Consider the following 12,431-nt stretch of genomic DNA (forward strand, 5'->3'; position numbering starts at 1 on the left):
GATCAGCTTGCGGAGCCCGGGCGACGCTCCATGCAGACGAGCTCGCGCCGGTCCTCCCAGGACTCGACGGCTGCGAAGCCGTGGCGGACGTACAGCGCGATCGCGCCGGCCCGCCAGTTCCAGACGGAGAGCCGCACCGCGCGGGCGCTGTTCCCCTCGGCCGCCGCGAGCGCCTCCCGGAGCAGACCGGACGCCACGCCGCCGCCGCGGAAGGCGGGACCGACCCACAGCCGCTTGATCTCCGAGCGCCCGTCGCCGTCGGGGGCGGTCAGGATCGCGCACCCCACGGCGGTCTCGTCGTCGAGGGCCAGCAGGACCAGATCACCGGCGAACGCGGTGGCCGGTGACCGGATCTCGGAGAGATACCGCTCGGGAAGGTCCTCCTGGCGCGTGACCGCCCGGCCCTTCTCCTCCTCCGTGCGCAGATGGTAGGCGCGGAGGAGGGCGGTGAGGCCGTGGGCGGCGGAGACCTCGGCGCCGGGGAGGCGCAGGATGCGGAGAGCGTTCTGGTCGTTCATCCCGGGATCATCGCAGCAGGCCCGACGAGGGCGTGCCCCGGCCCGGCCGGTGGCTCAGGCCGCCGTCCGCCGGACGGTCGTGCCCGTCGCGGCGGCCCACTCGACCAGCAGCCCCTGGTACGTCGCCTCGTCCGAGGCGGACAGCACGAGGCCGTCCGAGCGCTGCAGCAGATCGCGGATCTCCTGATTGATCACCGCGGCAGGACGGACGGAACGGGACGGAGTGGGAGGACGGGACATGTCCACCAGGCTACGGCGCCGAATCCGGCGATCCGGCCGCCGAGCGCGCGGAACATCTCACACCCGGCGCACCTCGCACCGGGCAGACCTCACCCCCGGCGCACCTCACCCCCGGCGCACCTCCTGCCGGACGCACCTCATGCCGCGCCCGGCCCGCCGTCCGCCTCTGCCACCAGCCCCAGGCGCCGCAGCCCGTCCGGCCGCTCGGTCACCGGCAGGTGGTCCACGAAGCGCACCGCGCACCCCAGCGCGGCGGCCCCGCCGTCCGCGTGACGGTCGTCACCGACCATCACCACCTCCTCGGGACGCAGGGAGAGGCGGTCGCAGGCGGTACGGAAGAGCCGCACGTCCGGCTTCTGCACACCGTGCTCGAAGGAGAGGACGTACGTGTCCACGAACTCGTCCAGCCCATGGGCCCGGAACACCGGGCGCAGGTCCCAGCCGATGTTGCTGACCACCCCGACCGCCGTGCCGTTCTCCCGCAGGCCACGCAGTACCTCGGCCGCGTCCGGGTACGGGAGCCAGGCGTCCGGCGACATGTGGCGCGCGTACAGGGCGTCGTGCGTCCCCTCGTCGGGCAGCGCGACCTCGCGCCCGAGCCCCGAGTACGCGGCGCGGTGCAGCTCGGCGCTCTCGTCGCGCGCCGCGTACGCCTCGGCCAGTGCGGCCGGTACGCGTACGGGGCTCGGCCCGCCCGGCAGCGCCCCGGCCTCCGTCAGCTCGCGCACGTACCGGTCGAAGCTCTCCTCGTCGGTCTTCGTGCCCTGCTCGTCGAGGACCGCGCGGAGCCAGGAGGAGACCGACTCGATACGGAAGAGGGTTCCGGAGAAGTCGAAGAGCACGCCCTTGATCGTCATGGGGCCGATCCTGCCGCGCTCAGGATCGGTGTGACAAATTCCCCGTCCGGTCAAGGCCGCCGCCCGACCGGGCGCGGACCACCGCCGTGTGGCCCGCGACCGAGAACGCCACCACGCCCGCCCCGAGCAGCACCCCGGCCACCACGTCCGAGAGCCAGTGCACCCCCAGGTAGACCCGGGTGAAGGAGACACCCACCACCGAGACCACCGCCACGGCGACGCACGCCCAGGAGACGCAGGCCACCGGGACCGCCGCGCCGCGGACCGGGGCAGCAGGCCGCGCCCGCCAGAGCAGCCACAGCAGCAGGCCGCCCGCCACCGTCGCGGACATGGCGTGGCCCGAGGGGAACGCCGCGTACTGCGCGGAGTCCACCGGGTCCTGCCAGTGCGGGCGGTCCCGGCCCACGGCCGCCTTGATGCCCTGCTGGAGGAGGGCGGCGAAGAGCATGGTCGCCGCGATCCAGCCGGCGAGGAGCCGGGCCCCGTGCCACCACAGCGCCACCACGGCGACCGCGACCAGGGCGCGCGCGGTCCACGGATCCCACACCCAGTCCGTCAGCACCCGGGCGACTCGGACCTCCCCGGGATGGCTGACGGCACGGCGGTGGAGTCCTTCGGCGACGGCCTGGTCCAGCGCCTTCAACGGCGTCCAGGCGGTGGCCACCATCACCAGCAGGACGAGGGCGAGCACGCCGCAGACCGCCCCGGTCCGCGTGGCGCGCGAGACCGCCGCCGGTCCGGAAGGCCGCGTCGGGGGAGGGGCGGGAGAGGACATGCGGCGATCCTCGCCGAAACCGCCCGCGTTCCGGCGGACGCCGCCCCGCGCGGAACGGCGGGTTCCGGCCGTACACGGCCCAGGCCTGGTTCCGTGCCCGGCGCCGACCCGCGCGCCGGGGCGGCCTCGGCCTACGGCCGCAGCGCGCCGCTCGTCGGGCGGTGGCGGCCTCGGCCTACGGCCGCAGCGCGCCGATCGCCGGTACGAACGCCACCAGCAGCGGAACGACCGGGACCAGGGAGGCCGCGGCGGTGAGCCGGAGCCGGTGCCCGGCGGTGAGCCGTTCCCCCGGCTCCAGCAGCCTGTTGACGCGGCGCGGCAGCTGCCCGTCCTGGGCGCGGCAGGGGTCGAACACCCCCCGGTCCTCGTTGAGTCCGACCAGTGCGAGGGCGGTCGTCAGCCGGCCGAAGCGCCGGGACGCCATGTCGTCGGCGGCCAGCTCGACCAGCCGGTGCATCTCGTCGCGGAACGCGGCGAAGACCGGTACCTGCGGGAAACCGTTGGCCAAGGCAGCGGAGCAGTGCAGCAGCCAGTCGTGCCGGGCCCGGGCGTGCCCCTGCTCATGGGCGAGGACCGCGTCCAGCTGACGCCCCTTCAGGCGGCTCAGCGCGGCGGTGGTGATGACGAGCCGCGGGGCCGGTCCCGGCAGCCACCAGGCGTCCGGACGCCCGCCCTCCAGGATCACCAGCCGCTCGTCGCCGGGCTTCTCGCCGTCCAACAGCGGTGAGCGGACGAGGAGTTCGGTGCGAGCCAGGCGCCGGCGGGTGCGTGCGCGGCGGACCTCGCGCAGCAGCATCGCCCCGCTCCACACGCCTCCGGAAGCCAGCACCACGGCCACCACCGCGGACCAGGGGCCGTACCCGGCCAGCGCGTACGCCTCGACGACCGCGCGCGGGGCCGGTGCGAAGACGTGGCCCCGGACCGCCTGCCACGCCGCCGCCGCGCTGAACGTCATCGACAGGGCGAAGGAGACCAGCACTCCGGCGACCACGCACTGCCAGACCCACAGCGCCACCACGGGCTCGCGCTCCGGCCACCGGGCCCGCGCCATCAGGCGGGGAGCCACCACGGCGGTCAGTGCGCCGAGCGACAGCAGGGCGAGGGAGACCAACATGCGGTCAGCCTATGAGCGCGCGATGGGCGCCGATACGGCTCCGACGGTCAAGTGACGTACGCCACGGCGCACGGACGCATGGGAGCGCACGGCCCGGGGGACCGGGGGCGTGCGCGGGTCCCGCCCGGCCGTCGGGTCAGAGGCCCGCCAGCATCGCGAGCATGGCCAGGCCCATCGTCACCCGGCAGGCGAGCGCCAGTTCGGGCCGGGCACGCCAGCCCCCGGTCACGGCGGCCGTCCCCGCCCCGGCGCCCGCGGCGACGGGTATCAGGCGCCCGGCCGCGCCCAGTACGTAGAGCGCGTAGTAGACGAGGAGCGCACCGGTGAGCAGGGGCAGGCCCGCCCCCGTGCCCGCTCCGGTGTGTCCGGCGTGCGGACCGCCGCCCGCTCCGGACGCCGTGGAGGGCCCCATGGTCACGGCCATGTAGACCATCGTCAGGGAGCCGACCAGATGGTGGAGATGGTGTCCGCCCCGGCGTGCGGCCCAGGCCGAACGCAGGGCGGCCCCGCCGAAGAGCACGGTGCAGGCCGCCCAGGCCCACCCGGGGGGCGTCAGCAGGGCGGCCGGGACGGCCATCGCGGCCATGCCGAATCCCATGAGCGCCTCGGCGTGGGCGACGCGACGCTCCTCCCCGCTCCCGGCGCGTGCCCGCAGCAGGCAGTAGGCGCCCGTGGCCGCGCACAGCACCATGAGCAGCCAGCCGGACAGCGCCGGTCCGTGCACAGCGCACCTCCCCCTCCGGTGTGCCAAAGCTGTCCCGTACTCGATTCCCGCGCGCCGCCGTGACAACCAGGCGCACGGTGGCGCGAAGGGTGCACAAGGGGGAGCGACCGGGTTCGTGGTGGGCTGCGGTGATCGGGTTACCCTCGTGCGCGGCGCCGGAGCAGAGGTCCGGCGCCGAAGCGGAGCCCCGCCCGGCGGGCGGGCCCGGGAGTCCTGCCGCACCGGCGGAGAAACGGAGACCGTTCCATGGAGATCGCCCCGCCGCGCGTCGCGCACCGGCTCACCTTCCGCGACGCGGCCGAGGACGACGTGCCGGCGCTCGTGGAGCTGGTCGAGTCCGCCTACCGGGGAGAGTCCAGCCGTACGGGATGGACCACCGAGTCGCACATCCTCGAAGGCCGGCGGACCAACGACGAAGAGGTGCGCGGGATCATCGCGACCTCCGGCGGACGCCTGCTCGTGGCCGAACAGGACGGCGCGATCGTCGCGTGCTGCCAGCTCGAACACCGGGGCGACGCGGCCTACTTCGGCATGTTCTCGGTCCGGCCGGGCCGTCAGGGCGCCGGGCTGGGCAAGACCGTCATCGCAGAGGCGGAGCGGGTGGCCCGCGAGGAGTGGGGCGCCACCGAGATGCAGATGACGGTGATCTCCGTGCGCGCCGAGCTGATCGCCTTCTACGAGCGCCGCGGGTACAGCCGTACGGGCCGGATGAGCCCCTTCCCGTACGGCGACGAGCGCTTCGGTGTCCCGCTCCGCGACGACCTGGAGTTCGAGCTGCTGGTCAAGGCGCTCCCGTAGGCAGGCGCCGGCCGTGTTTTCGCACAGGTGAAGGGCCCCGCCGTACGGCGGGGCCCTTCGTGCTCTCAGCCCGCCCCGCGAGGCTCAGGCCCCGAGGATCTCCGGGCGGTCGGTCGTCGCGCCGTCGAGCCCGAACGCCCGTACGAGGGAGAGCTGTTCGGGCGTGTTCACCACCCAGGCGATGATCCGCAGACCGGCCGCGCGCGCCTGCTCCACGGTCTCCAGCGTCAGCCGCCGGATGTTGAGCGCCAGCGTGGCCGCGCCCGCCGCCCGCGCCCGCTCCACGACGTCCGGGCCCCAGCGGCTGGCGATCAGCACGGTCGGCAGGCCCGGCAGCAGCTCGGCGATCTCCGCGACCGCCTCGTCGTGGAAGGACGACACCTCCACCCGGCCCGCCAGACCCCGCCGGGTGATCACCTCGGCCAGCGCCCGGGCCGCCGCGACATCCTTGATCTCCGCCTGGACCGGCGAGCCCACCGCGTCGAGCACTTCCTCGAAGAGGGGCACCCGCTCACCCTGCCCGGCGTCCAGCTCGCGCAGCTCCGCCAGCGTCTTGTCCGCGATCCGGCCCGTGCCGTCGGTCGTGCGGTCCACCTCGGCGTCGTGCATCACCACGAGCGCGCCGTCCTTGCTCAGATGCAGGTCCAGCTCGATGGCGTCCACCCCCGCCCGCTCCGCCCGGACGAAGGACCGCAGGGTGTTCTCGGGCTCGACGCCCATGAGCCCGCGATGACCGATGGTGACGAAGGACAAGGCACTCTCCTGATTCCTCACGTGGCCCGGCGCGTTCCCACGTCCCGCCCCGGCTGCCGGGGGCGTACCTACCCAGCCTCCGACCCGGCACGACATGGGTGACGGAAGTAACGTGGTTCTAGGCTGTTGCAGGAAAATCGGCGGTGACCATGGGGGTTGGGCAGGATAATTTATTGGATCCCACTTGTCCTGGGGAACCGTGCCCGGATACGCTCGCCGCACGCGAGGCCCTGTGGAGGAAACGGTTATGACGGAAATTCTGGTACACGACACCCCCGGCAGCGGCGTGGTCGCGGCCGGGCGGGTGGTCGACCACCCTGCGTGGCCCGTGCTCAGGGACGCCGTGGAGGAGATCAGGCCCTGGCAGTCGAAGGACGGCTCGATCGACTTCGGGGCCGAGGACGCCCCCACGGCCGCCGTCGTGGGCGCCACCCTCGACCGGATCACCGGCGCGGTGGAGGAGCTCTCCCCGCTCCTCCCGCACGACGCCGCCTACCACCGCGCCCTCGTCGGCGACCTGCGCCGCTGGGCCGAGGGCGGCTTCGGGGTGCCGGACTTCCTGGACTCCCTGCTCGCCTTCCAGCCGGCCGCCAACCGGGCGGACGGTCTCCAGCACCTCGTCGTCTTCGCGATGTACACGCAGAACGGCAACCCCGACCGCAACCTCGAAGCGGTCGTGCTCCGCATGGTCTGGCCCGAGTGGCTCGCCGACCTGGAGGCGACCCGCTACGACAACCCGCTGTTCTGCGGCATCACCTTCGAGGACTTCACCTCCGGGTACGACACCAACTCCGCGGTGCTCTTCCCGGAGACCATCGCCGTGCGCGAGGCACCCGACCGCTTCAGCTGGGGCGGCATCTTCTGCGACCGCGAAGCCGCCCGCTTCCGCCGGGTCACCGAGGCCGCCGTCGGCCTCCTCGGCCTGGAGCTTCCCGCGGACATCCAGGAGATGGTCGGCGACCAGCGGCGCTGCGAGCAGGCCTTCGTGCTCTGGGACATGGTCCACGACCGGACCCACAGCCACGGCGACCTGCCGTTCGACCCCTTCATGATCAAGCAGCGCCAGCCGTTCTGGATGTACGGGCTGGAGGAGCTGCGGTGCGACCTCACCGCCTTCAAGGAGGCCGTGAAGCTGGAAGCCGACGGCTTCCCGCAGGGCCGGGACGTCCAGTACGCCGTCCTCTTCGACCGCATGTTCCGCTTCCCCGTCACCGGCCAGCGGGTGCGCAACTACGACGGCCTCGGCGGTCAGCTGCTCTTCGCCTACCTCCACAAGCACGACGTGGTCCGCTGGACCGACAACACCCTGAAGATCGACTGGGACCGCGCCCCGCAGATCACCAACCAGCTCTGCGGCGAGATCGAGAAGCTCTACCGCGACGGCATCGACCGCCCCAAGCTCGTCCACTGGTTCGCCGCGTACGACCTGGTCGCGGAGTATCTCGCCCCGCACCCGGGCTCGCGCTGGGCCAAGGGCCCCGACGCGCTGGACCTGACACTTCCCCCGCGCAAACTCGTGGACGACGTGCTTCCGGACGAGTTTCCCCTGAGCATGTTCTATGAGGCGCTCTCCAAGAAGCTGAAGCACGTGATCGCGTCCACGGTGGGGATCACCGCGGCGAGCGTCGAGCAGGTGGCCGCGTGAGCGAGGGTCGCAAGGAGGCGGTGGCCATGAACGGTGTCCGTAACGGAACCGGCCCACTCGAAGGCGCGGTGATCGCGGTGGCCGGCGCGGCCGGCCCGGCGGGGCGGGCCACGCTGCTGCGCCTCGCCGAGGCGGGAGCGACGGTCGTCGGGGCCGACGCCCACCCGGAGCGGCTCGCCGAAGCGGTGGACGCCGCACGGTACGCGCACGGCGGGGCCAGCGTCACCGGGGAGACCGTCGACCTGCTGGACCCGGACGCCGCCCGCGCGTGGGCGGACAAGACGGAGACGGAGTTCGGCCGGATCGACGGCCTGGTCCACCTCGTCGGTGGCTGGCGCGGCAGCGCGAACTTCGCCGATACCAATCTCGGCGACTGGGACGCGCTGGAGAAGCTGCTCATCCGCACCGTGCAGTCCACCTCGCTCGCCTTCCAGGCGGGCCTGGAGCGCAGCGACCGGGGCCGCTACGTCCTGATCAGCGCCTTGGGCGCGACCCGGCCCACTGCGGGAAACGCGGCCTACGCCGCGGCGAAGGCCGCCGCCGAGGCGTGGACCCTCGCCCTCGCCGACGCCTTCCGCAAGGCGGGGGGCGAGGAAGGGCCCAGGACGGCGGCTGCGATCCTGATCGTGAAGGCACTGGTGCACGACGCGATGCGCGCCGAGCGCCCGACTGCGAAATTCGCGGGCTTCACCGACGTGACGGAACTGGCCGAGGCCATCGCCGGCGTCTGGGAACGTCCCGCCCCCGATGTGAACGGAAAGCGCCTGTGGCTGACTCCGCAACCGTAACGACCGACGCGCGTCGTCATCACGACCCGGAGATACGCGGTTTCGCCAGTGACAACTACGCCGGAACCCACCCGGAGATCCTGCTCGCCCTCGCCCTCGCCAACGACGGCCACCAGGTCGCCTACGGCGGGGACGCGTACACGGAACACCTCCAGGACGTCGTACGCGGCCACTTCGGTGAGGGCGCCGAGGCATACCCGGTTTTCAACGGAACCGGGGCCAACGTGCTGTCCCTCCAGGCCCTGGCGGACCGCTGGGGCGCGGTGATCTGCGCGGAGTCCGCGCACATCAACATGGACGAGGGCGGGGCCCCGGAACGCGTGGGCGGGCTGAAGCTGCTCACCGTCCCGACCGAGGACGGCAAGCTGACGCCCGCGCTCATCGACCGCCAGGCGTACGGCTTCGACGACGAGCACCGCGCGATGCCCCAGGTGGTCTCGATCACCCAGAGCACCGAGCTCGGCACCCTGTACACCCCCGAAGAGATCCGCGAGATCTGCGACCACGCCCACGGGCTCGGGATGAAGGTCCACCTCGACGGCTCGAGGATCGCCAACGCGGCGGCCTCCCTCGACCTGCCGATGCGCGCCTTCACCACCGACGCGGGCGTCGACGTGGTCTCCCTCGGCGGCACGAAGAACGGCGCGGTCTTCGGCGAGGCCGTCGTGGTGCTCAACCCCGACGCGGTCCGTGCGATGAAGCGCCTGCGCAAGACGTCGATGCAGCTCGCCTCCAAGATGCGCTTCGTCTCCGTGCAGCTGGAAGCCCTGTTCGCGGGTGACCTCTGGCTGCGCAACGCCCGGCACGCCAACGCGATGGCCCAGCGCCTCGCCGAGGGCGTCCGTGCCCTGGACGGAGTGGAGATCCTCTACCCCGTCCAGTCCAACGGCGTCTTCGCCCGGATCCCGCACGACGTGGCCGAACGGCTCCAGAAGCGGTTCCGCTTCTACTTCTGGGACGAGGCGGCGGGAGACGTCCGCTGGATGTGCGCCTTCGACACGCGCGAGAGCGACGTGGACGCCTTCGTCGAGGCACTGGCCGAAGAGCTGAAGAGCTGAAGAGGCGCGGTACCAAAGTAGGCGTACTGCTTGCATGAAGATGCGGCCGACCGGAAAAATATTTGCTCCCGGTCGGCCGCACTCCTATGGTCGGCGGGCATGGAACTGATCCAGGAAAACCCGGAACTCGACGCCTATCTCGCGGCGGACGAAGCGATCGACCACCAGCACCCGTACGTCACCGAGACCGCGCGACGCCTCGGCGCCGAGACCAGCGACGCATACACATACGCGGAGGCGGCCTTCACCTTCGTACGCGACACCATCTGGCACTCCGTCGATTCGGGGGACCTGCGGGTCAGCTGGCGGGCCTCCGACGTCCTCGCGACCCGGAACGGCATCTGCCACGCCAAGTCCCACGCCCTGGCCGCGCTGCTGCGCGCCGCGGGCATTCCCGCCGCGCTCTGCTACCAGAGGCTTGTGAACGACGACGGAAACAGGTCCATGCTGCACGGACTCGTCGCCCTGCGGCTCCCGGGGCGGGAGCGCTGGGCCCGCGTCGACGCGCGCGGCAACACGCCCGGCGTCGACGCGCGGTTCTCCCTCGACCACGAACGGCTGGCCTGGCCGGTGCGGACCGCCTCGGGGGAAGCGGACTACCCCGTGCTGTACGCGGCGCCCCGTCCCGAGGTGCTGGGGGCGCTCCGGAGGGCGCGCGACCGGCACGAGCTGTGGGAGATGCTGCCCGGCGCGCTCTGACGCCCGGAGCGCGCTGCCGGGCCCGCGTGAGCCGGCCCGGGTGAGCCGACTCGCGCGGGGCCGGCCCACCCGGCCCGGCCGCCCGGATCAGCCGCGCTCGCGGACCTCCGCCGCCGTCGGAGCCGTACCGCCGAGGTGGGAGGGCACCCACCAGGTGTCGCCCGCGTCCTTCGGCCGTACCGGATAGGCGCGCTGCGCCGCTTCCAGGAGCTCCTGGACCCGCTCGCGCAGCCGCCGGGTGATGGCCCCCGCGTACTGGTCCACCGGGGCCTCGACCGGGGCGCCGACCCTTATGGTCACCGGGATGTGGTTCCGCCGGAAGTTGCGCGGGTGTCCCTTGGTCCAGATCCGCTGGGTACCCCACAGCGCCATCGGGATCAGCGGAACCCCCGCCTCCTGGGCCAGCCGGGCGGCACCCGACTTGAAGCTCTTCAGAGTGAAGGACGAGGAGATGGTCGCCTCGGGGAACACCCCCACGATCTCGCCGGACCGCAGCGAGGCCAGCGCGTGCGCGTAGGCGTCCTCACCCTGCTTCCGGTCGACCGGGATGTGCTTCATCCCGCGCATCAGCGGACCGGACACCTTGTGCCGGAACACCGACTCCTTGGCCATGAACCGGACGAGGCGCTTCTGCGGAAGGGCGGCGAGCCCGGAGAAGATGAAGTCGAGATAACTGATGTGGTTGCTGACCAGCACCGCGCCACCGGTTCTCGGGATGTTCTCCGAACCCTGAGTGTCGATCTTCAGGTCCAGCGCCTTGAACATGGTGCGAGCGGCGCCGATGACCGGTCGATAGACGAGTTCTGCCATCTGGAGAAGACTCCTTCTTCTGCGCCTGGGGGGTTCTCCCGGCGGAAGTTACGCGGCCGTAGGTTTTCGGCATTGTGGCGATGGTGCCCCATGTGCGACGCGGTGGCCAGTCCCGATGGGGCCGGGCGGCGAGATTCTCATCACGTGCCCCGGCCGGGAATGCGCCGCCGTCCCCCGGCGCTGACGTCCTGCGAGGAACTCCGACGGAAGGACGACGGTGGACAGGACCGCGAGCGCGCAGAGGCTGGACGCGTCCCAACTCGGCGCGGAACTGGGCGAACGGGCGACACTGGTGCAGTTCTCCACCGCCTTCTGCCAGCCCTGCCGCGCCACCCGCCGCACCCTCGCCGAGGTCGCGGGCATGGTCGAGGGCGTCGCCCACGTCGAGATCGACGCCGAGGCCCATCTCACGCTCGTCCGCCGGCTCGGCATCCGCAGCACACCGACCGTCCTCGTCCTCGACGCGGGCGGCGCGGTCGTCCGCCGCGCGACCGGGCAGCCACGCACCGTCGACGTCGTAGCCGCGCTCGGTCAGGCGATGTGATCGGCGGTGACGCCGCTCCCACATGGCGATACGCACTTGACGGTAGCGGTCGCGCATCGTCAGTCTGACGTTATGCCGCCGGAAATCCTTCTCTACGGCCGGGTCCACGTCGACCTGGCACGCAACGCGAGTGCGCGCTGTCCGGGTGCCTGAGCACCTACGGCCCCGTACGCCCGACTCGCAGAAGGACAATTCCATGACGGTTTCGCCCGAGCTCCGCACCCCCGTGCCGGCCTCCCCGCAACTGCTGCGCTCCGTCTTCCGGCAGCACGCCGCGGGGGTCGCCGTGATCACCGCCTCCGGTGGGAAGCCCGTCGGATTCACCGCCACCTCGCTCAACTCCGTCGCCGCCGAACCGCCGCTGATCTCCTTCGGCGTCTCCACCTCGTCCTCCAGCTGGCCCGTGGTCGCCGAGGCCGCGCACATAGGCGTGCACATACTCGCCGAGGACCAGGCCGACCTGGCCGCCACCTTCGCCCGCTCCGGGGCCGACCGCTTCGGCCCGGACACCGACTGGCACCACGGACCCGAGGGTGTACCGGTGCTCGGCGGGGTGGTGGCGTGGCTGGTCTGCCGCGTGGTGGCCCGGGTGCCCGCGGGCGACCACCGCATCGTCATCGCGCAGGTCGAGGTCGGCGACCCCGCGGGCGGGGGCCGCCCGCTCCTCTACCACGAGGGCCGCTTCACCGCGCTGCGGGACTGACCCGGGGCGCTGCCGCGGGGCCGTACCCGGCGCCGGGACCTCCGGGTGGTGTCCGGCGGGTGAGGGTCGGACACCACCCGGGTCCGGCCTGGTCCGGCCCCGTCCGCGGTCGCCTTTCTCCGGGCCCGCCGCGTTGGCCACATCACAGTTCCAAGCGCTTGCTCACTGGGCACGTGAAGGGTGTACTGGCGAGTAATATTTCGCTCGGTGTGCCGGTCGCCCTGACCGGGAAACCGCCTCCCGGGGCGCCTATGCTGCGACCAACCGAGGCAGCCCAGAATTCACGATGCAGTAGGAGAGCCGGCGTGAGCTTGAGGATCGTTGTCCCTGTGAAGTACGTGCCCGACGCGACCGGTGACCGGGGGTTCGCCGATGACCTGACGGTGGACCGTGAGGACGTGGACG

At 72.5% G+C, this 12,431-nt stretch carries 15 protein-coding genes and 1 pseudogene; 8 read left to right on the forward strand and 8 right to left on the reverse strand.

Annotation, left to right across the window (positions count from 1 at the left end; genetic code table 11):
- Window positions 1-2: 2 nt before the first annotated feature.
- The 6 genes from ACFWEE_RS13050 to ACFWEE_RS13075 all read right to left on the reverse strand — a co-directional run bounded on the left by ACFWEE_RS13050 (window position 3) and on the right by ACFWEE_RS13075 (window position 4,228).
- A complete protein-coding gene (locus ACFWEE_RS13050; RefSeq protein ID WP_386888669.1) occupies window positions 3-518 on the reverse strand; it encodes a GNAT family N-acetyltransferase in 516 nt (171 codons plus the stop codon).
- A gap of 54 nt (window positions 519-572) precedes the next feature.
- Window positions 573-758 (reverse strand): hypothetical protein, encoded by a 186-nt coding sequence (locus ACFWEE_RS13055; RefSeq protein WP_386888670.1) that lies wholly within the window; start codon window positions 756-758, stop codon window positions 573-575.
- Window positions 759-895: 137 nt separating this feature from the next.
- Window positions 896-1,615, reverse strand: coding sequence for an HAD family hydrolase (locus ACFWEE_RS13060; protein ID WP_386888671.1), 720 nt, complete (start codon window positions 1,613-1,615; stop codon window positions 896-898).
- 19 nt (window positions 1,616-1,634) lie between these two features.
- Entirely contained in the window at window positions 1,635-2,390 is a 756-nt protein-coding gene (locus ACFWEE_RS13065) for a phosphatase PAP2 family protein (RefSeq protein ID WP_386888672.1), read from the reverse strand.
- A 175-nt stretch (window positions 2,391-2,565) separates the two neighbouring features.
- A complete protein-coding gene (locus ACFWEE_RS13070) occupies window positions 2,566-3,504 on the reverse strand; it encodes a M56 family metallopeptidase (protein ID WP_386888673.1) in 939 nt (312 codons plus the stop codon).
- A 136-nt stretch (window positions 3,505-3,640) separates the two neighbouring features.
- Complete coding sequence (locus tag ACFWEE_RS13075; protein ID WP_386888674.1) at window positions 3,641-4,228, reverse strand: DUF5134 domain-containing protein; 588 nt, start codon at window positions 4,226-4,228, stop codon at window positions 3,641-3,643.
- A 246-nt stretch (window positions 4,229-4,474) separates the two neighbouring features.
- Here ACFWEE_RS13075 and ACFWEE_RS13080 point away from each other — a divergent pair, with 246 nt between their 5' ends.
- Window positions 4,475-5,026, forward strand: a complete 552-nt coding sequence (locus tag ACFWEE_RS13080; RefSeq protein ID WP_386888675.1) for a GNAT family N-acetyltransferase — start codon at window positions 4,475-4,477, stop codon at window positions 5,024-5,026.
- An 84-nt stretch (window positions 5,027-5,110) separates the two neighbouring features.
- Here the strand turns inward: ACFWEE_RS13080 and ACFWEE_RS13085 are convergent, their stop codons facing one another.
- The gene (locus ACFWEE_RS13085; protein WP_386888676.1) at window positions 5,111-5,779 is read right to left on the reverse strand and encodes a glycerophosphodiester phosphodiesterase; all 669 of its coding nucleotides are present in this window, start codon (window positions 5,777-5,779) and stop codon (window positions 5,111-5,113) included.
- A gap of 247 nt (window positions 5,780-6,026) precedes the next feature.
- Here ACFWEE_RS13085 and ACFWEE_RS13090 point away from each other — a divergent pair, with 247 nt between their 5' ends.
- The 4 genes from ACFWEE_RS13090 to ACFWEE_RS13105 all read left to right on the forward strand — a co-directional run bounded on the left by ACFWEE_RS13090 (window position 6,027) and on the right by ACFWEE_RS13105 (window position 9,969).
- Entirely contained in the window at window positions 6,027-7,424 is a 1,398-nt protein-coding gene (locus ACFWEE_RS13090; RefSeq protein ID WP_386888677.1) for a DUF6421 family protein, read from the forward strand.
- A 26-nt stretch (window positions 7,425-7,450) separates the two neighbouring features.
- Window positions 7,451-8,212: an SDR family NAD(P)-dependent oxidoreductase gene (locus ACFWEE_RS13095; protein WP_386888688.1), complete on the forward strand. Its 762-nt coding sequence runs from the start codon at window positions 7,451-7,453 to the stop codon at window positions 8,210-8,212.
- Window positions 8,191-9,270, forward strand: coding sequence for a threonine aldolase family protein (locus ACFWEE_RS13100; RefSeq protein WP_386888678.1), 1,080 nt, complete (start codon window positions 8,191-8,193; stop codon window positions 9,268-9,270). Before ACFWEE_RS13095 ends, ACFWEE_RS13100 begins: the two co-directional genes overlap by 22 nt.
- Before the next feature lie 99 nt (window positions 9,271-9,369).
- Window positions 9,370-9,969: a transglutaminase domain-containing protein gene (locus ACFWEE_RS13105; protein WP_386888679.1), complete on the forward strand. Its 600-nt coding sequence runs from the start codon at window positions 9,370-9,372 to the stop codon at window positions 9,967-9,969.
- An 87-nt stretch (window positions 9,970-10,056) separates the two neighbouring features.
- Here ACFWEE_RS13105 and ACFWEE_RS13110 read toward each other — a convergent pair whose 3' ends face one another.
- A complete protein-coding gene (locus tag ACFWEE_RS13110) occupies window positions 10,057-10,779 on the reverse strand; it encodes a lysophospholipid acyltransferase family protein (protein WP_327174126.1) in 723 nt (240 codons plus the stop codon).
- Between the two features lie 217 nt (window positions 10,780-10,996).
- On the opposite strand from ACFWEE_RS13110, the gene ACFWEE_RS13115 reads away from it, so the two are divergent.
- The 3 genes and pseudogenes from ACFWEE_RS13115 to ACFWEE_RS13125 all read left to right on the forward strand — a co-directional run.
- Window positions 10,997-11,323 (forward strand): thioredoxin family protein, encoded by a 327-nt coding sequence (locus tag ACFWEE_RS13115; protein WP_386888680.1) that lies wholly within the window; start codon window positions 10,997-10,999, stop codon window positions 11,321-11,323.
- A gap of 196 nt (window positions 11,324-11,519) precedes the next feature.
- Window positions 11,520-12,026: a flavin reductase family protein gene (locus tag ACFWEE_RS13120; protein ID WP_386888681.1), complete on the forward strand. Its 507-nt coding sequence runs from the start codon at window positions 11,520-11,522 to the stop codon at window positions 12,024-12,026.
- 305 nt (window positions 12,027-12,331) lie between these two features.
- Window positions 12,332-12,431, forward strand: a pseudogene (locus ACFWEE_RS13125) (electron transfer flavoprotein subunit beta); the annotation flags it as partial.

Source organism: Streptomyces sp. NPDC060184 (assembly GCF_042728795.1).
Lineage (GTDB): Bacteria > Actinomycetota > Actinomycetes > Streptomycetales > Streptomycetaceae > Streptomyces.

What these genes read in the sequence shown, in the direction of transcription:
- ACFWEE_RS13050 (WP_386888669.1), bottom strand. Translation starts at nt 518, where the DNA reads ATGAACGACCAGAACGCTCTCCGCATCCTGCGCCTCCCCGGCGCCGAG.
- ACFWEE_RS13055 (WP_386888670.1), bottom strand. Translation starts at nt 758, where the DNA reads ATGTCCCGTCCTCCCACTCCGTCCCGTTCCGTCCGTCCTGCCGCGGTG.
- ACFWEE_RS13060 (WP_386888671.1), bottom strand. Translation starts at nt 1,615, where the DNA reads ATGACGATCAAGGGCGTGCTCTTCGACTTCTCCGGAACCCTCTTCCGT.
- ACFWEE_RS13065 (WP_386888672.1), bottom strand. Translation starts at nt 2,390, where the DNA reads ATGTCCTCTCCCGCCCCTCCCCCGACGCGGCCTTCCGGACCGGCGGCG.
- ACFWEE_RS13070 (WP_386888673.1), bottom strand. Translation starts at nt 3,504, where the DNA reads ATGTTGGTCTCCCTCGCCCTGCTGTCGCTCGGCGCACTGACCGCCGTG.
- ACFWEE_RS13080 (WP_386888675.1), top strand. Translation starts at nt 4,475, where the DNA reads ATGGAGATCGCCCCGCCGCGCGTCGCGCACCGGCTCACCTTCCGCGAC.
- ACFWEE_RS13090 (WP_386888677.1), top strand. Translation starts at nt 6,027, where the DNA reads ATGACGGAAATTCTGGTACACGACACCCCCGGCAGCGGCGTGGTCGCG.
- ACFWEE_RS13095 (WP_386888688.1), top strand. Translation starts at nt 7,451, where the DNA reads ATGAACGGTGTCCGTAACGGAACCGGCCCACTCGAAGGCGCGGTGATC.
- ACFWEE_RS13105 (WP_386888679.1), top strand. Translation starts at nt 9,370, where the DNA reads ATGGAACTGATCCAGGAAAACCCGGAACTCGACGCCTATCTCGCGGCG.
- ACFWEE_RS13110 (WP_327174126.1), bottom strand. Translation starts at nt 10,779, where the DNA reads ATGGCAGAACTCGTCTATCGACCGGTCATCGGCGCCGCTCGCACCATG.
- ACFWEE_RS13120 (WP_386888681.1), top strand. Translation starts at nt 11,520, where the DNA reads ATGACGGTTTCGCCCGAGCTCCGCACCCCCGTGCCGGCCTCCCCGCAA.